Origin of the sequence: Thiocystis violacea (assembly GCF_016583575.1) — a bacterium.
Taxonomy (GTDB): Bacteria; Pseudomonadota; Gammaproteobacteria; order Chromatiales; family Chromatiaceae; genus Thiocystis; species Thiocystis violacea.
In genome coordinates, this window is record NZ_NRRG01000015.1 from 18,231 (window position 1) to 39,719 (window position 21,489).

Annotated in this window: 16 protein-coding genes; 6 read left to right on the top strand and 10 right to left on the bottom strand. The window is 62.9% G+C overall.

What is annotated here, in order from left to right; all coding sequences use genetic code 11:
* Positions 1 to 65: 65 nt before the first annotated feature.
* On the top strand, positions 66 to 491 hold the full coding sequence (locus CKO27_RS09525) for a flagellar basal body-associated FliL family protein (protein ID WP_200374650.1): 426 nt from the start codon (positions 66 to 68) through the stop codon (positions 489 to 491).
* 300 nt (positions 492 to 791) lie between these two features.
* Here CKO27_RS09525 and CKO27_RS09530 read toward each other — a convergent pair whose 3' ends face one another.
* From CKO27_RS09530 to CKO27_RS09575, 10 genes are all read right to left on the bottom strand, one after another.
* Entirely contained in the window at positions 792 to 3,317 is a 2,526-nt protein-coding gene (locus CKO27_RS09530; RefSeq protein WP_200374651.1) for a SpoIIE family protein phosphatase, read from the bottom strand.
* Between the two features lie 8 nt (positions 3,318 to 3,325).
* Complete coding sequence (locus tag CKO27_RS09535; protein ID WP_200374652.1) at positions 3,326 to 3,631, bottom strand: STAS domain-containing protein; 306 nt, start codon at positions 3,629 to 3,631, stop codon at positions 3,326 to 3,328.
* 1 nt (position 3,632) lies between these two features.
* A complete protein-coding gene (locus CKO27_RS09540; RefSeq protein WP_200374653.1) occupies positions 3,633 to 4,727 on the bottom strand; it encodes a protein-glutamate methylesterase/protein-glutamine glutaminase in 1,095 nt (364 codons plus the stop codon).
* Between the two features lie 17 nt (positions 4,728 to 4,744).
* Positions 4,745 to 5,953 (bottom strand): methyl-accepting chemotaxis protein, encoded by a 1,209-nt coding sequence (locus CKO27_RS24945; RefSeq protein WP_200374654.1) that lies wholly within the window; start codon positions 5,951 to 5,953, stop codon positions 4,745 to 4,747.
* A gap of 58 nt (positions 5,954 to 6,011) precedes the next feature.
* The gene (gene cheD / locus CKO27_RS09550; RefSeq protein WP_200374655.1) at positions 6,012 to 6,623 is read right to left on the bottom strand and encodes a chemoreceptor glutamine deamidase CheD; all 612 of its coding nucleotides are present in this window, start codon (positions 6,621 to 6,623) and stop codon (positions 6,012 to 6,014) included.
* 12 nt (positions 6,624 to 6,635) lie between these two features.
* Positions 6,636 to 7,484 carry a CheR family methyltransferase gene (locus tag CKO27_RS09555; protein ID WP_200374656.1) on the bottom strand — a complete coding sequence of 283 codons (849 nt, stop codon included), beginning with the start codon at positions 7,482 to 7,484 and terminating at the stop codon, positions 6,636 to 6,638.
* Positions 7,469 to 9,697, bottom strand: a complete 2,229-nt coding sequence (locus CKO27_RS24950; protein WP_200374657.1) for a methyl-accepting chemotaxis protein — start codon at positions 9,695 to 9,697, stop codon at positions 7,469 to 7,471. Before CKO27_RS24950 ends, CKO27_RS09555 begins: the two co-directional genes overlap by 16 nt.
* Before the next feature lie 212 nt (positions 9,698 to 9,909).
* On the bottom strand, positions 9,910 to 10,413 hold the full coding sequence (locus CKO27_RS09565) for a chemotaxis protein CheW (RefSeq protein WP_200374658.1): 504 nt from the start codon (positions 10,411 to 10,413) through the stop codon (positions 9,910 to 9,912).
* The gene (locus CKO27_RS09570; RefSeq protein WP_200374659.1) at positions 10,406 to 12,673 is read right to left on the bottom strand and encodes a chemotaxis protein CheW; all 2,268 of its coding nucleotides are present in this window, start codon (positions 12,671 to 12,673) and stop codon (positions 10,406 to 10,408) included. Before CKO27_RS09570 ends, CKO27_RS09565 begins: the two co-directional genes overlap by 8 nt.
* Positions 12,674 to 12,704: 31 nt before the next feature.
* Positions 12,705 to 13,070 (bottom strand): response regulator, encoded by a 366-nt coding sequence (locus tag CKO27_RS09575; RefSeq protein WP_200374660.1) that lies wholly within the window; start codon positions 13,068 to 13,070, stop codon positions 12,705 to 12,707.
* A gap of 854 nt (positions 13,071 to 13,924) precedes the next feature.
* Between CKO27_RS09575 and mfd the strand changes: the two genes are divergently transcribed.
* From mfd to CKO27_RS09600, 5 genes are all read left to right on the top strand, one after another.
* Positions 13,925 to 17,407, top strand: coding sequence for a transcription-repair coupling factor (mfd, locus tag CKO27_RS09580; protein WP_200374661.1), 3,483 nt, complete (start codon positions 13,925 to 13,927; stop codon positions 17,405 to 17,407).
* A gap of 129 nt (positions 17,408 to 17,536) precedes the next feature.
* The gene (locus CKO27_RS09585; RefSeq protein ID WP_200374662.1) at positions 17,537 to 17,749 is read left to right on the top strand and encodes a UPF0175 family protein; all 213 of its coding nucleotides are present in this window, start codon (positions 17,537 to 17,539) and stop codon (positions 17,747 to 17,749) included.
* A gap of 358 nt (positions 17,750 to 18,107) precedes the next feature.
* Complete coding sequence (locus CKO27_RS09590; protein ID WP_200374663.1) at positions 18,108 to 19,868, top strand: lipopolysaccharide biosynthesis protein; 1,761 nt, start codon at positions 18,108 to 18,110, stop codon at positions 19,866 to 19,868.
* 194 nt (positions 19,869 to 20,062) lie between these two features.
* A complete protein-coding gene (locus CKO27_RS09595; RefSeq protein ID WP_338115965.1) occupies positions 20,063 to 20,731 on the top strand; it encodes a CpsD/CapB family tyrosine-protein kinase in 669 nt (222 codons plus the stop codon).
* 118 nt (positions 20,732 to 20,849) lie between these two features.
* Entirely contained in the window at positions 20,850 to 21,467 is a 618-nt protein-coding gene (locus tag CKO27_RS09600; protein ID WP_200374665.1) for a hypothetical protein, read from the top strand.
* Positions 21,468 to 21,489: the final 22 nt, after the last annotated feature.

A 21,489-nucleotide genomic window follows, 5' to 3' on the forward strand; every position in this document is an offset into this window, starting at 1 on the left:
GAGGTTACGCCTCTTCCGTGCGGCATGATCCCCCTGAAGGGGGAGGTTTCAACCTGGAGATTTCGATGAAGGTCATGCATCGTGGGACCGCGTATTTCCTGGCGCTGATCATTGGCTTGATTCCAGTGATCGGCCAGACATCCAGTGGTGGCGGCTCGGGGGCGGAAGGCGCCTATCCAGGGTACCTGGCCCTGGATCCGCCGCTGGTCGTCAACCTCACGAATCCGCGCAAGGCCCGCTTTTTGCGCGTGGATATTCAGTTCTTCATCGAGACCCAGGCGGAGGCGGACTTGGTGACCCTCCACATGCCACTCATTCGTGACCACATGATCAGCCTGCTCGGCGGACGTGATGGGGATGGAATGATGACCAGCGAGGCACGCGAGGCGTTGCGCACGGAATTGTTGGCGAGTCTGCGGGAAGCCATGAGCAAGCAAACCGGAACACCGGCGATCAGCGCCCTTTACTTCACGGGATTCATCGTTCAATAGTCCGCCCGGCACGGGCGCCCTGGGGTCCGATATCCGGAAAATCCCGCCGATCGCTCGGGGGAGACGAGGAAAGCACACGGAGAAGCCTTGTTGCTCGCCGTGATCCTTGTCTCCCCGAGCGTCCGTCTCGACCCTCGTTCAACATAGAAAGAGCCGTCAGCCGCCAGCGACCCGCCTCCAGCCGTTGTATGGCCGGGGTTTTCGCTTCTTGCGGGTTTCACCCAATGAGCCTCGGCCGGTCTCGGTCAATGGCCAAGTGGCTGATTTCCAATAGCTGAAGGCTGACAGCTCTTTTCAGGTTCAATCGCGCGCTGGAGCACCCGTGAAGAGCGTCGCCTCGATGTGAATCTCCAGCGCCGCGATGTCGTCGGGCTGCTCGACATCCCCGCAATGCGCGTTCAGGGCGCTCTCCAAGTCCGGCAGGAGAGGCCGATCCCGGCTCCATCGATTCAGAAGCGTCTTCAATCTGGCTTCCCCGAAGCGAATCCCGCGACGGTCACTGGCCGCCGCTAAACCGTCCGTGAACAGCAGGAGGGCGTCACCCAATTCAATGTCGAGTCGCCGGGATTTGTCTTCCACGGGCAAGGTCGGCAGCACGCCCAGCGGCAAGGCATGCGAGACAAGCTCGATCAGACCCCGGCGGGTACGCACCCAGACGCTTGGCATCCCGCCATTCCACCAGCGCAGTACGCGGCCATCGCGCGAGATCGTCACCAGACAGGCCGACATGAAACGTTCGGTGGGCAGCAGCAGATGGAGCTTGCGATTGATCTCGGCCAGCACGGCATTATCCGCGACCCCCTTGAGGGTCATGGCGTGAAAGGCCTCGGCGACCGGCAGCGCGCCGATGGTCGCGCCCAGGCCATGCCCGGTGATATCCGCCATGAGGACACGCAATCCACCGTCGGGTAGATACTGCGTCAGCACCAGGTCGCCGTTGAAGGTGGCGGTCGGGCGCTGGATGAGTCCGAGCCGCTCGATCGCGACGTTGCGGTTCTTGATGGCGCGACTGAACACCCGCTCGGCCAGCAGTTGTTCCTGTTGCCGACGCTCCAGCAACTCGATCAGCACCAGATTGGCCGCGGCGTCGCGGCGGCGCAGATCGCGCGCCCGCTCCATGGAACGGATGCGCGCCTTCAGCAAGGCGACATTGAACGGCTTGGTGAGAAAATCGTCCCCGCCGGCGCGGATGCATTCCATCATGGTCTCCTCGCTCCGCAAGGCGCTGAGGAAGATGACCGGGACGAAATCCTCGCCCAACCGGGTCTTGATGGCGCGCGTCGCCTCGATGCCGTTCATGCGGGGCATCACCACGTCCATGAAGATCATGTCGGGCCGCGTGGATTCGAGACAGGCGATCGCCTCCTCGCCATCGTTCGCCGTGAGCGTGACGAACCCTTCCTGTCGCAGCATGTAACTCAAAAGCTGCCGATTGATGGCCGAGTCGTCCACGATCAAGGCCGTGCCTCGGGCGCTCGGCTCGGCCTGGGAGGGGGAGACGAGCGGGCTGGAGAATCCGGCGGACACCGGCGTCTCGTCGCAGGCGTGCGGGGCCGTCCAGCCGCCCTTGGCCGCCATGCCCGAAGCCAACCCGGAAGCGGCGATCAGATCGGGGCCGAAGGGAATTTCCAACACGGCGATATCGTCGGCCTGCTCGGTATCGGCGCAGTGGACATCGAGTTGCTCGAAGAGCCGACTCAGCAGGCTGCCGCCGTATTCCCAGTCGCCGAGGAGCGTCTCGAACCCGTAATTCCAGAACATGCGGCCCTGGCTGTCTTCCGCTTCCAGCAGTCCGTCGGTCATGAGCAGCAGACGATCGCCCGCTTGCACGCGGATGCGGATCGGGGCCTCCAGGACCGGCAACTCGGGCAGGATTCCCAGTGGCAGCGCGTGGGCCGTGAGTTCGCGCAATCCCTGCGCGGTTCTCAGCCAGCCACTCGGCATGCCGCCGTTCCACCACAGCAGCTCCTCGCCATGCACCGGGATGGTCACCAGACAGGCCGCCATGAAGCGGTCGGCCGGGAGTAACTGATAGAGCTTGCGGTTGATCTCCTCCAGGAGGATATCGTCGCCAACCCCCTTGAGGGTCATGGCATGAAAGGCGTCCGCGATCGGCAACGCCCCCACCGCCGCCGCCAGGCCATGGCCGGTGAAGTCGGCGAGCAGAACCCTTAGCCCACCGTCCGGAAGATGCTGGGTGAGAACCAGATCCCCACTGAAAACGGCGGCCGGACGCTGAACCAGTCCGATCCGATCCATGAGGACATTACGGTTCTTGACCGCGCGGCCGAGAACCCGCTCCGCCAGGGCTTCTTCCTCGCGCTCCCAGTCCAACAACTCCGAAAGCGCGCGCTTGCGATCCACCATCGCGCTCCGGAGTCCGCGCAAGCGCTCCAGGACCAGGAGTCGGGATTTGAGACGCGAGGGCTCGATCGGCTCGGCGAGAAAGTCGTCGCCACCCGCCTCGACGCACTTGAGCAGCATGTCCTCGTCGAGCCGCTGGGTCATGAAGACCACCGGGGTTTCCTCGTCCCCGCAATCCCGCTTGAGGACTCGAACCGCCTCGAAACCCTTGAGTCCCGTCAAGCCAAGCTCGATGAAGATGATCGCGGGACGGGTGTTGCGACAATGTCCGACGGCCGCCTCGCCATCGGCGACCGCCAGGGTCCGGTAACCCTCGCGGCGCAGCAGACGGCCCAGGACATTGGCTTGATCCGGATCCGCTCCGACGATCAGCGCCAATCCCATGGCGAACGGCCGCCGATCTCTGGCGAAGTCAAAATTCCCCGAGATGGAACCGTCCAGTACAGGACGCATGGCGGCCATGGCCCGGCTCAGTCAAAGCTGAAGAGCTTGTCGAAATTGGCGATCCGGAGAACCCGTCGCACGTCCTCGCCGCTGCCCTTGATACGCACGCGCGTGGGATCGCTGCCGACGAACTCGCGCAGCAGCAGCAGCATCCCCAGGGCCGAGCTGTCGAGATAGGAGGCCGCCGAAAGGTCCACGACGAATTTCATGCTCTTGGAGTCGATGCCCTTGTAGGCATCCCTGAAGGCCTTGTGCTGCGCGAAATCGAAGCGCCCCTCGATGGCGATGGTCACCACCCCTTTCTCTTTATCGATACTCGATGTGACACTCACGTCATGAACCTCTGTTAGTTGGTTTTTCCCTGGCGTTTCCCTTTCCGGACAGGCCCTTGAGCAACGCGGCGGCAATCTCCGACAAGGGAAGCACCTCGTCGGCGCCGCCACGCTTCACCGCCTCGCCCGGCATTCCCCAGACCACGCTGGTCGCCTCGTTCTGGGCGATCGTATGCACCCCCAGATCGCGCAGCTCCTTGAGACCCTGGGCGCCATCGGCGCCCATGCCGGTCAGGATGGCGGCGCAGGCGTTGGTCCCGGCCGCCTTGGCGACCGAGCGGAAAAGAACATCGACACTGGGACGGTGCCGGTTGACGTGTTCGGCCTGCGTCAGGCGACAGACATAGCGGGCGCCATCGCGGGCCAGAAGGAGATGGTAGTCACCGGGGGCGATATAGGCATGCCCCGGCAGTACGCGATCACCGTCGGCGGCCTCCTTGACGACCAATCCGGTCTGTCGATTCATCCGCTCGGCGAAGGCGGCGCTGAAACCGGGCGGTATGTGCTGCGCGATGACCACGCCGGGCGTATCCGGCGGCAAGCGCGTCAGAACCTCCTTGATCGCCTCGGTTCCGCCGGTGGAGGCACCGATCGCCAGAACCCGGTCCGTGGTACGGAAGGATTGGATCGAACGCTGGGGAACCACCGCGTCCAGGGACAAGCTGGCGGTCGACGGCGGGGCCGTCGGCCATGGCCTGACCTTGACCGAGGCCGCCACGCGGATCTTGTCCACCAGTTCATCGGCGTACTCACCGAGGCTGTTGAGCAGATCCCGGTCGGGCTTGCGGACGAAATCCACGGCGCCCAGCTCCAGGGCATGCAGCGTCACCTCGGCTCCGCGCTCGGTCAGGGACGAGACCATGACGACCGGCATGGGCCGCAGCCGCATGAGATTGCGCAAAAAGGTGAGGCCATCCATGCGCGGCATCTCGACATCCAGGGTCAGCACATCCGGATTGAGCTCCTTGATTTTTTCACGCGCCACGAAGGGATCCTGCGCCGTCCCCACCACCTCGATCCCCGGCGCTTCGCCCAGGATCTCGGTCAGCAGTTTACGCACCAGGGCCGAGTCATCGACGATCAGGACACGAATCATGGTTTGACCTCGGAACCTCAGAACAGCTCGATGTCGCCTTCGTCCATGGATTTCTGACTCACCGGACGATGAGCCGCCGCGATCAGTTGCGCGTGCAGCACCTCCAACCGTCCCTTGGCCTCCTCGATGTCCTGGGGCGAGCGCGACTTGCCGAGCGGAATATGGCGCAGCTCGGCGACGAAGCGATCCATGAAATCGATCCGCATCCCCGCCTGCCCCAGCACCTGACGGGTGATGTCCTCGAACTGGAGCAGCCGCACCGCCGCGCCGACGTTCTCGCGCACCCGCCCGACGACGAAGGTCAGTTCGTGCAGCCCGGCCGCCATCACGCTGTTGAGTCCCTGCACCTGATCGATCATCTCATCCATGGCGCCCTTGGCGGTGATGGAGGCGTTCAGATCCTGGGAGGCCATGTGCCCGACGATCTCGCGGGTCTCGGCAAAGACCAATTGCGCCTGTTCGACCTGGTTGCGAATCTCGTCATTGAATTCGGTGGCGTCCTGCGAGAGCTTGCGAACCTCCTGGGCCACCACCGCGAAACCTCGGCCCGCCTCCCCGGCGCGCGCCGCCTCGATCGCCGCGTTGAGCGCGAGCAGATTGGTTTGGCGCGCGATCCGCTTGGCGCCGTCGAGCCGGTCGAAGATATCGTTCATCTGCGACGAGAGGTCATCGATCTGATGCGCGACCCGCACGCTGTTCTTGCCCATGTCGATCAGACGCTCCACGTTCTCCGCCAGCAGCTGGCTGTTGGCATCGAGGAAGGCGTTGATATCGATGAGTTCGCTCTTGTTCTCATGGATGTGGCCATCCTCCTTGGAGACCAGGCGCAGCACCAACTGCTGTTGCGCCGTGGATTCGTCCGAGAGCCCCTGGAAACTCGCCTGCAGGTCACCGGCGGCATGCCCGACCAGATCGGAAGCCTGCTGGACCAGCTCCCTCAGCTCCAGCATCTGAGGACCGATCAGACGATCGGTTTCGACCACCAGATCCCACAATTCGCGTTCGGCCTGACGTGTCGGCATCCCCACCGTGAGATCGTGTCCCCCATCCGTCGCGGGCACCGGCCTGTCCGTCGCCGAGCGCAAGAGGAGCCACAGGGGCCAGATCGCCACCAGCAGCAGAACGCCCACCCAGCCCGGCAACAGATCAGGTGCCAGAGTGGATTGCAGCAGGGGTGCCAGGCCGACCAGGAGCGGCGGCCAGTGCGGCTTCAACGTATCCAACATCTCGATTGACTCCCGAAATCCATCCCTTATCGAACCATCGCGAACCCGGCGCGCACGCTCAGGTAAAGAGTTCCACGTCGCCCTCGACCTTCGCCCGGCGAAGCGTCTCACTGTAACTGAGCTCGCGTTCGATGATGGTGTCGTTGTGCATGCTGCGTAGCTTCTTGACCAGCACCCGGCCGGTCGTCGGGAAGAAATAGACCTTGCGTGGATGATTGCCGAGCAGATCCCTGGCGACCACCGGAATTCCTTCCGTGGCGAGATAATCGATCACAAATCGGGAGTTACGCTCGCCCACGACGTGATTCTTGAAGCCCGGCAGGACATTGCCCCCGCCGAAGACCTTGGCCTCCAGGTTGGAGCGGCGCGCGCCCAGCTTGAGCAACTGGTTGATGAGGATTTCCATCGCGTAGTCGCCATAGCGCATGGAACGACCGAAGCGGTCGTTCTCGTCGCGCTTGTCGTCGGGCAGCATGAAGTGATTGATTCCACCAATCCCCCTGACCCGATCGCGCACGCAGGCGCCGACACAGGATCCCAATACCGTCACCATCAGGATCTCGCGTGTCGAGACATAGTACTCGCCCGGCAATATCTTGACCGCATCCGTCTCGAAGTGGCGGTCGTAATAGAGGTTGGGCGCCAGGACTTCCTCGTATCCATGGTCCATCTCGGTTGCATCTCACTTGGTGGGCAATGGGGCGTAGACAGTCTTGCCCCGTAAACGGAACAGATCCGCGACATGCGTCAAACTTTCGGAGTGCCCCACGAAGAGCAGACCGTCGGCACGCAGCAATGGATGGAACCGCGACAGAATCTTGGACTGCGTTTTCTTATCGAAATAAATCATTACATTACGACAGAAAATGGCGTCAAACTGACCCTTCATGGGCCATTGGTCGTCGAGCAGATTCAGGGGATGGAAATTGACCAGCGCGCGGACCTCGGGGCGCACCCGCGCCAGACCCTCCTGATCGCCCCGGCCGCGCTGGAAAAAACGCTTGAGCGTTTCTTCCGGCATCTTCTCCACCCGGTCCATCTGGTAAACCCCCTTGGCAGCATGGCGTACCACATTGGTGTCGAGATCGGTCGCCAGGATCTTGACCGGCGGCGTCCAGGAGCCGAAGGCGTCGATCAGGGCCATCGCCATCGAATAGGGCTCCTCGCCGGTCGAACAGGCGGAGGACCAGAGCATAATCGGACTGTGTCCATTGCGCTTGGCCTCCAAGGCGTGCTCCGCGAGCACCGGAAAATGATGGGCCTCCCGGAAGAAGGAGGTCAGATTGGTGGTCAGCGAATTGGTGAAGTGTGGCCACTCCTCCGGATTCGCCGCCAGGAACTCCAGATAACCCTCGAAGGAGTTGAGTCCGTTCGCGCGCAGACGGCGGGCGATGCGGCTATACACCATGTCGACCTTACCGGCGCTGAGCGAGATCCCGGCGTGCTCGTAGATGAGCCCGCGGATCTTCTCGAAGTCCCGATCGGTGAAGCTGAATTCGCGTTCGCGCGACACGGCTAGAACTCCGTCCATTCATCGCTCTCCGCCTCGGTGGCGATCCGCGTCCGGCGCTCGGGTCGTTTCCCAGGCACTGGATCCAGTTGAAAAGACGAGCCGCTCGACGGTGGCCGGGAGCGCACGGCGACCGCGTGACCGGACTTGAAGACGGCAACGACCTCGGACAGCGCGCGCGCCTGATCCTGCATGGCCTCGGCCGCCGCCGCGGCCTCTTCCACCAGGGCGGCATTCTGCTGGGTGACGTCGTCCATCTGGACGATCGCCTGATTGATCTGCTCGATCCCGGAGAACTGCTCGGCCGAGGCGGCGGAAATCTCGGCCACGATGTCGGTGACACGCTTGATCGAGGCGACGACCTCGGTCATGCGCACCCCGGCCTCGTTCACCTGGATGGTGCCGGCATCGACCTTGTCGACACTGTCGCCGATCAGGATCTTGATCTCCTTGGCGGCATCGGCCGAGCGCTGGGCCAGACTCCTGACCTCCGAGGCGACCACGGCGAAGCCGCGTCCCTGTTCACCGGCCCGCGCCGCCTCGACCGCCGCGTTCAGGGCCAGAATGTTGGTCTGGAAGGCGATGCCATCAATGACGCTGATGATATCGGCGATCTTGCGGCTCGATTGGGTGATCGCCGCCATGGTCGCCACGGAGGCCTCCACCACGAGCCCGGCCTGAACCGCCACCTCGGAGGCCGAACGGGCGAGCTGATCGGCCTGACGGGCGTTGTCGTCGTTCTGCTTGACGGTGCTGGTCAATTCTTCCATCGAACTGGCGGTCTCTTCCAGCGAGCTGGCCTGTTCCTCGGTGCGCTGACTCAAATCCTGATTGCCGGTCGCGATCTCGCCGGAGGCGGTATTGATGGTTTCGACCGCTTCCTTGATGCGGAACACCAGTTCCTTGAGGTTGCCGACCGTGGTGTTGATCCCGAGCGTGGTCTCGCCGAAGAGTCCCGGATAGTCCTTGGCGATGGACTGGGTCAGATCGCCCTCGGCGAGCGCCTGGGCCACCCGCATCACATCCTTGAGGCCCACCGCGGTGGTCTCGGACAGTTGGTTGAGCAGTTCGGCGATCTCCCTGGCGAAGCCCTGCTTGCCGGATAGCTCGATGCTGACGCTGAAATCGCCCCGGTTGGCGGCATCCACGAGTTGGCGGATCTCGCTCACCACCAGAGTCAAGGCGGTCACGGTGCCGTTGACGCCCGTCTTCATCTCGCCGAAGCGACCCGGATAATCGCGGGTGATGGTGCGTGACAGATCGCCGACAGCCAGGGCGTTGGCCACCAGGGTTACGTCCAAGAGTCCTACGTCGGTGGTTTCGACCAGGCGATTCAAACCCTCGCTGAGTTCCTTCCCGAATCCGCGCTTGTCCGCGAGATCCAGCCGCCGACTGAAATCGCCCTGCGTCCCGGCCTGGACGATCGCCGCGATCTCCCCGAGCAGCCGCCGCAGTCCCTCCTGCATCTGTTTGAGCGAGGCCAGCAGACTGCCGCTATCGTCCTTGGCCAGTTGGATGTCCTCGCTCAAATCGCCATCGGCGATTCTTTTCAAACTCGCCGCCGCCGCCTGGGGTTCGCCGCCCAGTTGCCTGACGATGCTGCGCGACACCAGAAAGGCGATGACGACCGCGACGGCCAGAACCAGCAGTGATATCAGACCATAGTTCAGAGCCGCCTTGCGGACGGCCACATCCACGTCATCGATATAGACGCCCGTGCCGACGACCCACTCCCATTCGGGAATGCCAACCACGTAAGCGAGCTTCGGCAGGGGTTCGGTTTGGCCGGCACGCGGAAAGACATAGTCAATGTAGCCATCTCCCGCCCGGCCCTTTTCGATAATGGCATCCCACAATTTGAACCCGTTGGCGTCGGTCTTACCCAGGAATACCTGGCCCTCGATCCTGGGGTCGGCCGTCACCAGGGTTCGGCCATCGAAGTCATAGGCAAAGAGATAGTCATCATCGCCGAAGCGCAGAGCGCGCAAAGCCCCCCTGGCCTGCCCTTGCGCCGCTTCGCGCGAGAGCGTCCCTTCGACCTCGAGTTTCCGATAGTGCGCGACCACCCCGCTGGAAAGTTCCACCAAATGCTTGATCCTCTGGCCATGAGCGGCCAGGGCATCGCTCTTGATGGCGACCAGGGTATAGACAGCGATCACCACCAAACCGATCAGAACCGCCGCGCCCGCGGTCATGAGTCTCGCGCTCACGGACATCCTTTCAAAGGAAATCATGTCTAACCTCTCAATAAAATTCGAACAACCGACCTCTGTCCTGATTCGCGGACAGTTGCCGGAGCCGGAATTCGCCATCGGCGCCGAGGCAAGCCAAGCCACCCTGGAACCGAGGGGCAGCGGCGAAAGGCCATGATTTCAGGAAACCGCTTATATAAAACACGGGCCGCCACGACGGCGCGAACAGGGCTTGGAACCTTGACGCCGGGGCATCAGGCCACCGCCTCGTGAACCTGCTCGACCAAACCCATTTCCTGACTGGTCATGAGTCGCGCGATGTCCACCATGATGATCATGCGGTCGTCGAGCGTGGCCAGGCCATCGATGTAGGCGGTATCGAGCAGGGCGCCGAATTCCGGGGCTGGCCGGATCCGATCGCCAGCGAGCGCGATGACATCGGAGACGCCATCGACGACCAGACCCACGATGCGCGAATCGATATTGAGGATGATGACCACCGTGAATTCGTTGTACTCGACCTGCCCCAGATTGAACTTCAGGCGCATGTCGATGATCGGCACGATCACGCCGCGCATGTTGATCACGCCCTTGATGAAGGCCGGCGAATTGGCGATCTTGGTCACGGCGTCATAGCCGCGGATCTCCTGGACCTTGAGGATATCGATACCGTATTCCTCGTCGCCCAGGGTGAAGGTCAGATATTCACGCGCGCCGTCGGTCGCGACCGCGCTCCCGTCCTTGCGTTCGTCATTCATCGTTGGGATCCCCCGTGACTGAAAATTGGATCGGGCGAACGGAGCCTCGGGTGGCGCGGCGATTGAGCCGCACCAAGGCGTCGACATCCAGGATCAAGGCCACCCGCCCGTCGCCCATGATGGTGGCGCCGGAAACGCCATCCACCTTGCGGTAATTGGTCTCCAGGCTCTTGATCACGACCTGGTGTTGCGCGACCAGCTCGTCGACCAGAACGGCGGCGCGACCTTCATTGGTGTCCACGATGACGAGGATCCCGTCCTCGGGGCGGGTTTCCGGTCCGCCGCTGTTGAAAACATCACGCAGGCTGACCATCGGGAGATATTCCCCGTTCACCAGCGCCACCCGCCCCTTGCCGACGACCGACTTGAACTGCTCGGGCTTGGGCTGGATCGACTCCTGGATCACGGTCAGGGGCAGGATGAAGATCTCCTCGCCCATCCGCACCGAGAGTCCGTCGAGGATGGCCAGCGTCAGCGGCAGCCGGATGGTGATGTGGGTTCCGCGTCCCGGCGAGGACTCGATCTCGACGCGCCCGTTCATGTCCTCGATGTTGCGCCGCACCACGTCCATGCCGACGCCGCGACCCGAGATGTCGGTCACGCGCTCGGCGGTCGAGAAGCCGGCATGGAAGATGAGCGCCCAGACCTCCTTGTCGCTCGGGTTGTCGGGCATGGGAATGCCCTGCTTGGCGGCCTTGGCCAGCAGCTTCTCGCGGTTGAGTCCAGCCCCGTCGTCGCTGACCTCGACCACCACGCTGCCGCCGCGATGACTGGCCCGCAGGGTGATTTCGCCCTGCTCCGGCTTGCCCGCCGCGCGGCGCGCCTCCGGCTGCTCGATACCGTGGTCGATGCTGTTGCGCACCAGATGGTTGAGCGGATCGGCCATGCGCTCGATCAGCCCCTTGTCCAGCTCGGTGTCCTCGCCGACGAGCCGCAGCAAGACCTTCTTGCCGAGACTGGCCGCCGTGTCGCGCACCACTCGCGGGAAACGGTTGAAGACGAAGCTGATCGGCATCATGCGGATGGACATCACCGCCTGCTGGAGATCGCGCGAGTTGCGCTCCAGGTTGGAGAGCCCGCCGAAGATGCGTTCATGGAGGGCCGGATCCAGAACCGTGGCGGATTCGGCCAGCATGGCGTGGGTGATGACCAGCTCGCCGACCAGATTGATCAGCTGATCGACCTTCTCGACGCTGACCCGAATCGAGGTGTCGGCGGCGATGGCCCTCTTTGGCGCGGCGGTCGCCCTGGATCCGCCCGCGTCGACGGAGCGCTTCGGCTGAGCCGCGACCGTTTGGGCCGGGGACTCGCGCCGGGCCTCGCCATTGGGCTCCGGGAATCCGGGAGAGGCATCGAAAAAGCCATACCCCAGATCCCGGTCGAGGCGATCCTGATTCGCCAGCTCGACCACCTGATCCATTCCAGGGCTGCCGCCGAAGAGACCGAAGCCGTCCAGCTCCTGATCCAACGCGAACTCGCTTCCGGGCGCGCCCATGAAAAAACCGTAACCGTCGTCGTCCGATTCATCAGGCTCCGCCGATAGCGACGACTCATCCGGCTGGATCGCCGCGAGACTGACCTGGTTCGGCTCGCAGATGAAGGCGAAAATCTCCTCGACCGCCCCCCGGCCGACATCGCCGAACAGACGCCAGACACAGACATCCATCTCACGCGCGCCGTCCAGATCGGATGGGACCGTTCCCTCGATGGTGCCAAGCTCGCCCAGGGCGTCGAAAAGTCCCTGAAGCTCGAGTCCATCCCGCCGCCCGATATCGGCGGGCCGGAATTCGATCCGCCAACCGCCTCCTTCCAGGCTCTCGCGAACGCCCGTGTCCCGAACGGGCGAGGCCAAACCTTCGCCCGACGTGTCGTCCAGGCTCGCCAGAACCTCCAGATGCGCGCATACCTCGGCAACGCGCGGGGCCTCGTACTCGGTCCCCTCCTGGTGGGCCGCCAGTTGCGACTTGAGCACGTCGCCGGCCTGCAGAAAGGCGTCGACCATCTCGACGGTCGGGGCCAATTCCTGCTTGCGCAGACGATCGAGCAGGGTCTCCAGGACATGGGTCACCCGGGCCATGTCGTTAAAACCGAAGGTGCCGGCGCCGCCCTTCATGGAGTGGGCCGCGCGAAAGATCGCGTTGAGCGTCTCCAGATCCGGCGCGTCGACGTCCAACTCCAGCAGCAGGCCCTCCATCGTCGCCAGATTCTCACCGGCTTCCTCGAAGAACACCTGATAGAACTGACTCATATCGATGGTCATTGCCCTTCTCCTTGCCTATGGTGCCGCGCGGTCAGCCGATCACCTTGCGAACGACTTCGAGCAGCTTCTGCGGATCGAAGGGCTTGACCAGCCAGCCGGTCGCCCCAGCCGCCCGTCCCTGAGCCTTCATTCCATCGCTCGACTCGGTCGTCAGCATCAGGATTGGGACCGTCTTGTACTGAGGCAGTCCACGCAACTGCTTGATCAGGGTCAGCCCGTCCATGCGCGGCATGTTCTGGTCGGTGAAGACGAGGTTGAAGTTACCCGCCCGCGCCTTATCGAGGCCATCCTGACCATCGACCGCCTCTGAAACCGAGTAGCCGGCATCTTTCAGGGTAAAGGACACCATTTGTCGAATGGACGCGGAATCGTCCACGGTAAGGATTGTCTTGGCCATGTCATGCGCCCCGAGAATTACTATGGTTCTAATCCAAGAAGCCCGGTCCGACCAGTGGACCGCGCCTCGCTCCTAATCCATGCTTCTGAACAGGCGACCCACCTCGGGGCCACCACGCACTCGACCCCGAAACGCCGCCGAACCGCCAGTCGCCCGTTGCCCGTTGCCCGTTGCCCGTTGCCCGTTGCCCGTTGCCCGTTGCCCGTTGCCGATGAAGCGTCATCGAACGCCCCATTACAAGAGAAATACCGGAAAGCTTCCACCGAATTGTTGACATGCGTCACGGACCGGCGCCCCAGGCGCCAGACCAGGCGTGGCCCAGGCTCTTGAGTCCGGCGTCCCGCCAACCCCGATTCCGAAGCCCTTAGTGTCTCCGAACGGGGCGCCGCGTTGTGTGACAAAGATCGCTCCTATGAGACGTGACCCTATCGGCGCCGGACATTATCGGCGTCGGACATTACGAGGATCTCGCGGGGCGTCGGAAGCGGCACCCAGCCCTCCGCGATCGGACGCGACCAAAAGTGATACCTACCGGCCACCACTTGTAGGATGGGCAGAGCGAGAGCGATGCCCATCCCGTACGCTCCGAGGCCCAAGATACAAGAATGGGCCAAGCTCCCGCCCACCTCGGGCAGGTATCGGTCATGGTCGCGCCCTCCACGATCGGGTAGTGCCTCGATTCGTAGGATGACGACAAACGAGCACACCCGTGGGAGCGGCTTGTAGCCGCGAAAAACCTCGCGTCGGCGCTCATCGCGGCTAAAAGCCGCTCCCACGGTCGATCGCACTGAAACCCAAACCCCAGTGTGCGAAAATCCCCGCCCATTCCGAAGAAACGAGGTTGTTTCAGCACGATGCATTCGCAGCCCCCGGCAACCCCGCACTCCCCACTCGACCCGCCGCTGCCGCGACGCCTAGGCGAGCGTCTGCTGTGGGGCCGACTCTACGGGGCAAGCACGGCGCTCGCCATCGCCCGCGCCGCCAGCCAGCATCAGGGACTCATCCTGGCGCTGGTCGACGACGTCCAGAGCGCCGCCAGCCTGCGCGCCGAACTCAAGTTCTTCCTCGCCGGGAGCGAGCGGCCGATCCTGAGTTTCCCGGACTGGGAGACCCTGCCCTACGACGTCTTCTCACCGCTGCCGGAGCTGGTATCCGAGCGCTTGCTGACGCTGCACCGGCTGTCCACCCTGACCCAGGGCGTGCTGGTGGTTCCAATCGGAACCCTGATGCAGCGCCTGGCGCCGCGCGACTATGTCGACGGCCACTCATTGGTGCTCGCGGTCGGGGATCGGCTCGACCTGGACGCCACCCGCCGCCGTCTGGAGCGGGCCGGCTATTCCTGCGTCTCCCAGGTCATCGGACACGGCGAATACGCGGTGCGCGGCTCGCTGCTGGATGTCTTCCCCATGGGCAGCCAGGTTCCGCTGCGCATCGATCTGTTCGACGCCGAGATCGATAGCATCCGCGTCTTCGATCCCGACACCCAACGCTCCAAGGACAAGATCGAGCGGATCCGCCTACTGCCCGCGCGCGAGTTTCCGCTCGACGAGGAGGCCATCGCCGGATTCCGCCAGCGCTACCGCGCCGCCATCGAGGGCGATCCCCAGTCGAGCCTCATCTACCGCGAGGTCTCCAACGGCCAGACCCCGGGCGGACTTGAATATTATTTGCCGCTCTTCTTCGACCAGACCGCGACCCTCTTCGACTATCTGCCCGAGGGCGTCCTCGTCTTCGAGCCGGCCGACGCCCGTGAGACCTCGACCACCTTCTTCGCCGGTGTCGAACAGCGTTACGAACAGCGCCGACACAATATCGAGCGACCCCTACTCCCCCCGGCACGGCTCTATCTGCCGCCCGACGAGCTGGCGGCGGCGCTGAACCGGCTCTCCGGCGTGCTGCATCAGTCGCCCGAGGTTCCCAGCCGCCGCAAGGGCTACACGGACGTCTGCAACTTCGCGACCACCACCCTGCCCCCGCTGGCCATCCAGGCGCGCGCCACCCAGCCCGCCCAGGCGCTCAAGGACTTCCTCGCCGCGCCCGCGCGCCGGGTGCTCTTCGTCGCCGAGAGTACCGGGCGACGCGAGCAGCTCGCCGAGCACCTACGGGGCTTCGACATCCGCGCCCGCGCGCTGCCAGGCTGGCAAGCCTTCCTGGACGGAACCGACCCCATCGGTCTCACCGTGGCGCCAATCGAGCAGGGACTGCTGCTGGAGGACACCCAGCTCGCCATCGTTACCGAGACCCAGCTCTACGGCGAGCGGGTGCGCCAGGAGCGCCGTCGACGCGCCCGCGAGCGCGACAGCGACGCCATCGTCCGCAACCTCACGGAGCTGACCGAGGGCGCGCCAGTGGTCCACGAGGACCATGGGGTCGGACGCTATCTGGGGCTTCAGACCCTCACCGTTGGCGGCATGACCACGGAGCTGATGGCGCTGGAGTACGCCAATGGGGACAAGCTCTATGTCCCCATCAGCTCGCTGCACCTCATCTCACGCTACACCGGCGCCTCGCCCGAGAACGCCCCGCTGCACAAGCTCGGCGGCGATCAATGGGACAAGATCAAGCGCAAAGCGGCGCAAAAGGCGCACGACGTGGCGGCCGAGCTGCTGGACATCTACGCCCGCCGCGCCGCGCGCCAAGGCGTGGCCTTCCCTGATGGGGGTGACGAATACGCCGCCTTCGCCGCCGCCTTCGCCTTCGAGGAAACGCCGGACCAGCAGCGTGCCATCGAGTCGGTGCTGGCGGACATGGCCGACCCCAAGCCCATGGACCGTGTGGTCTGCGGCGATGTCGGCTTCGGCAAGACCGAGGTCGCCATGCGCGCCGCCTTCATGGCGATCAACGGGGGCCGACAAGTCGTGGTGCTGGTGCCCACCACCCTGCTCGCCCAGCAGCACTTCGAGAACCTCTCCGACCGCTTCGCCGACTGGCCGATCCGGGTCGAGAGCCTGTCGCGCTTCCGCACCGCCAAGGAGCAGAAGGTCATCCTCGACGGCCTGGCCGACGGCACGGTCGACATCGTGGTCGGCACCCACAAGCTCTTGCAGCCGAGCATCAAGTTCAAGAACCTGGGGCTGGCCATCATCGACGAAGAGCACCGCTTCGGCGTCCGCCACAAAGAGCAGATGAAGAACCTGCGCAGCGAGGTCGACATCCTGACCCTCACCGCCACGCCTATCCCGCGCACCCTCAACATGGCCATGTCCGGGCTGCGGGATCTGTCGATCATCGCCACCCCGCCGGTCGAGCGGCACCCGATCAAGACCTTCGTCAGCGCCTGGAATGACGCGCTGATTCAAGAGGCGGTGCTGCGCGAGCTGAAACGCGGCGGCCAGGTCTACTTCCTCCACAACGAAGTGGAGACCATCGAGAACCAGGCGCAGAAGCTGGAGGCCCTGATCCCGGAGGCGCGGGTGCAGGTCGCCCACGGCCAGATGCGCGAGCGCGACCTGGAGCGCGTCATGCGCGACTTCTATCACCAGCGCTTCAACCTGCTGGTCTGCACCACCATCATCGAGAGCGGCATCGACGTGCCGAGCGCCAACACCATCGTCATCAACCGCGCCGACAAGCTGGGGCTGGCCCAGTTGCACCAGTTGCGCGGCCGGGTCGGACGCTCCCACCACCGCGCCTACGCCTATCTCATCACCCCGCCGGCCAAGACCATGACGGCGGATGCCAAGAAGCGGCTGGAGGCGATCGAGTCCATGGAAGATCTGGGCGCCGGCTTCACCCTCGCCACCCACGACCTGGAGATCCGCGGCGCGGGCGAGCTGCTGGGCGACGAGCAATCGGGTCAGATCACCGAGATCGGCTTCACCCTTTACATGGACCTGCTGGAGCGCGCCGTGCAGGCGCTCAAGGCCGGCCGCACCCCCGAGCTGGACCGCCCGCTCGACCACGGCGCCGAGATCGACCTCGGCATCCCCGCCCTGCTCCCCAGCGACTACCTCCCCGACGTCCACGCCCGCCTGGTGCTCTACAAACGCATCGCCAGCGCCCGCGACCGCGATGAGCTGCGCGAGCTGCAAGTCGAGATGATCGACCGCTTCGGCCTCCTCCCCGACCCCGCCAAGAACCTCCTGGAGATCACCGAGCTGAAGCTCAGGGTCCAGCCCTGGGGCATCCGCAAGATCGAAGCCGGCCCGGCCAGCGGCCGTATCCTCTTCACCGATGAGCCCAAGATCGATCCCACCAAGCTCATCCGGCTGATTCAGACCAAGCCCAAGGAATACAAGCTGGAAGGCGGCGACAAGCTCAAGTTCTTTAGGGACATGGCCGAGCCAGGGCAGCGGTTGCTGGCGGTCGGCGCGGTGGTGGAGCAGTTGGTGGGGTAGCCTTGGAAGCGCCGCGCTGGCCCCGACGTACCAACCGGGACCGGACTACAATCGACCCATCGCCACGCTCACCCCGCAGGCCATCGCATGCCGACGCTCCTATTTGAAACTCCAACCGATGCCTGGCCGATGCCCGCCGATCCACCCGAGCTATTTGCCGCCGAGGCCGGTTTTCTGCTGGCCTTGATGCTGTTCGAGCTGGGGCGGGTGTCCTCCGGCAAGGCCGGACGCCTCCGCGGCATGGGGCGAGTCGAATTCCTGTTGGCCGCCAGTCGCGCTGGAACACCGGTCGTCACACTCTCAACCGACGAGATGGCGCCCGAGTTTTCCTGGGATGATTGAGTGTGCCGTCATCAATGCCGGCCCCTTCCAGATAGGTTGAAAAATCCGTTGCGTCGGCACGGTTAGCACGGGCGAGAATTCGTTGCCGCACGGCCACACGCTGGTTAGGATGCCTCGGGGCTGGCTTCCGATGTGGTGGATTGGCTTTGGCTCGTTCCGCCTATTTCCTACCTTCCCCGAGCTTTTCAGAAGCCAGGGCCTGTTGCTTCGCTTATCCTAGGACCACCAGGACCATTCCTTAACATCAGGGGCCTTTCGGACGAGACCAGCCGATGCCTTTAAATGCCTTTCACGGAAATGATTCCGGAGAACGAATTAGGGAAGCCTACAAGATGCTGTCGATATCAAGGGTCTGATTGTGGAAGAAAATATCCTGACACTGGACGATTATATCGCAATCGTCAAACGACGTAAGTGGCATGCGATCATTCCCGCTTTCGTATTGCTGGTGATCGCCATACTCGCCGCGCTTCTGATTCCACCGGTATACCGTTCATCGGCAACGATTCTGATCGAGCGCCAGGAAATTCCCGTGGATCTGGTGCGAACCACGGTCACGAGCTACGCCGATCAACGCATTCAAGTCATCAGTCAGCGGGTGATGACCACGAGTAATTTGAGCGGCTTGATCGAGCGTTATGATCTCTATCCGGATATCCGAAGCAAGCAGAGCATCAATGCGGCGGTCGAGGAGATGCGAAAATGGGTCAAGCTGGACATGATCAGCGCCGACGTTCTCGATCCACAAAGCGGCCGGGCGCAGGAGGCGACCATCGCCTTTTCGCTCTCCTTCGAGAACCGCTCGGCCGCGATGACGCAGAAGGTGACCAGCGACCTGGTTTCCCTGTTTCTAAACGAGAACCTTGAGCGGCGCGCGGCGGCGGCAAATGAAGCGACGAATTTTCTGCAAGTAGAGGCCAGTCGGCTGGGATCCGAGATCAGTACCCTGGAAGCCAGGCTCGCCACTTTCAAGGAGGATAACAGCGATAATCTTCCGGAACTCGCCTCGCTGAATCGGGAGCTCATGATCCGCACGGAAGAGCGTCTGCGCGACAATGGGCAAGCGATCAGAACACTCCAGCAACAGGTGCTTTATCTCGAATCCGAGCTGGCTCAGTTGGACCCGACCCTCGGGGGTTACTCGGGCATTCAGGCGAATTCGGTCGAAGCTTATCTGGAAGAGTTGCAAACACGCTACGTCAGGGCCAAGGAGCGGTATTCTCCAGACCACCCGGATCGCATTCAACTCGAGAAGGAAATCGAAGCCTTGCAGCAAAACTCCAGCGCATCCAGCGCGGCGTTCATTCAGTCTCGCCTGGATGGCTTGATCGCGGAATCGTCATCGCTGAAAAAACGCTATTCGGACGAGCACCCCGAGGTCATCGCCTTAAACCGGAGTATCGCGGATACCCGGAGAAAGCTGGAAGAGGCCAGGAAATCGATCGGCACTCAGTCGGCTTCAACGGCGACCATCAATAATCCGGCGCATGTTCAACTGCGAGTGAAACTAGAGGGCACGCAGCAGGAACTCGAATCCTTGAAGCGGACGAGTAAGCAGCTCGAGGACCAGCTCCGGGGCTATGAGGAGAGAATCACGAAGGCCCCGAGAGTGGAGCAGGAATATCGCGCGCTGACCCGCGATTACGAGAATGCCATGGCCAAGTACCAGGAAATCCGTGAAAAAGGTTTACAGGCGGAATTGGCCCAGTCCCTGGAGCGTGATAGGAAGAGTGAGCGTTTCTCGCTGATCGAACCGCCCCTGCTGCCGGAGAAGCCATTCAAACCCAATCGACTGGCGATTTTCGTACTGGGTTTCGTGCTTGCCGGTGCCGGCGGCGTGGGCAGCTTGGCCCTCTCGGAAGCGTTGGACAAGGGTTTGCATGGCCCTCGGGCGATTCAAATGGCGACGAATCTGCCTTTGCTGGCGATCGTTCCCTATATCGAAACAGCGACTGATCAAGGAGCACGCCGGAAACGGACGCGGACCATCATGGCGTTCGGTGTCGTGGGTATTCTGACCCTGGTGGCCGTGTTCCACTGGGCTGTTTTACCATTGGACGTCCTCTGGTTCGTCGTCATGCGTCGGTTCGACGTCTCATTGCCGGGTTTGAGCAACTGAAATAGAAGGGCCATACAGCTATGGAACGATTGAAGAATGCAATGGAGCGCGCCAGAGCGGATCGGCAGATCGTCATCCGGCCGGCTCGGGCGTCTTCCACTACGACAATCAGGGGGCTTCTCCCAGGCAAGGGAACCGCGCCATCCGACCGAGCAGGGGTCAAGATCCAGTACACCCGGACCGCGACCGTTTCGGTGGATACGCAATCACTGCGGGACGGCCGGATATTGCTGGCCGAAGGGATCGAAGGGATCACCGATACCTATAAGATCATGCGCACGCACATCCTTCAGCGCATGCGCGCGAACTCCTGGAAGACCCTGGCGATTACCAGCCCAGGCGAGGGCGAGGGCAAAACCACGACGGCGATCAACCTTGCGATCAGCCTGGCGCGCGAGGTCAACCAGACCGTGTTGCTCGTGGATCTGGATCTGAAACGCCCCGCGATCGGTCGATTTTTCACGGACCAGGAGTCACTTGGAATCAGTGATTATTTGACTGGAGAGACGAATCTCGCGGACATCCTGATTCACCCTGGGATCGAGCGGCTCGTCATCATGCCTGGCCGCAAGAAGATAACCCATTCTTCCGAAATTCTTTCCTCGCCTCGCGTCATTCAGCTCGTCGACGAGCTCAAGAGTCGCTACGAGGATCGGATTATTCTGTTCGATATGCCGCCGCTGTTCGCGGGCGATGATGTCATCGCCTTTCTGCCTTACGTGGATGGCGTCATGCTGGTCGTGGAGGATGGAAAAATCAGCAAGGGCGAACTGGCCCAGTCACAGGATCTGCTCGGCGACAAGTGCATCGGGCTCGTGCTCAATAAGGCGAACATGGCCGGGGCATCGGTCGGCTATTATTGAATTCGGTTTGAGTCGGACTCCTCCCGGATCCGAAGCCGGATTGAGCGCTTGATCGGCCCGCGCGATTCCGGAGTCCGCCTGTTCTTTCGAGCTATTTCTCACGATGAGGTCTTATATCATGCAAACCATCATTCGCTCCATGGCGCTGTTGATTCTGACGATCGGCTCCTCGCCATCCTGGGCCGCGCCCGAATGGTACGTTGGCTACTCATTCATTTATACCGGAGCGGGAAATATCTGCTCCTTCATGAGATTCCGGACCGATTCCTACAGTGTCCAGCAGGCGGATGTCCTCTATAACCACTTGACCGATCATCTCGCGAAACAGGCGGACGAGGGCGCGACCTTTGCGCATACCCTGCCTTCCGTGGCCCTGGCGAGAGGTCAATCCGGGGAACAGATGGCGGCGGAGTTCCTGTCCAGCGGGGTCGGTGCCTGCGACGTAGCGGGACAACCGGCGGATAGCCTGCTCTTTATCAGCTCATTCGCCTGCGACTATCAGAACGAAGCGCAACTCTGTACCCGGCTCTATGTGGACACGGGGAATCAGGACGCGACCTCGTTCGGGATCGATCGAGGTCCAGCGACGGTGGGCGGCTTCTTCGTCAAACGCCCGGTCTGGGAGGCCTCATCGGCGCTGGTTTACGATGGGCGGACGACCCTTCCATTCGCGGTGGATTCCATGCTGAATTACGCCGCATCGGGCCTGAAGATCTTTACGGACGAGAATCCCTGATTCATCGCCCGACCTCGGAGAT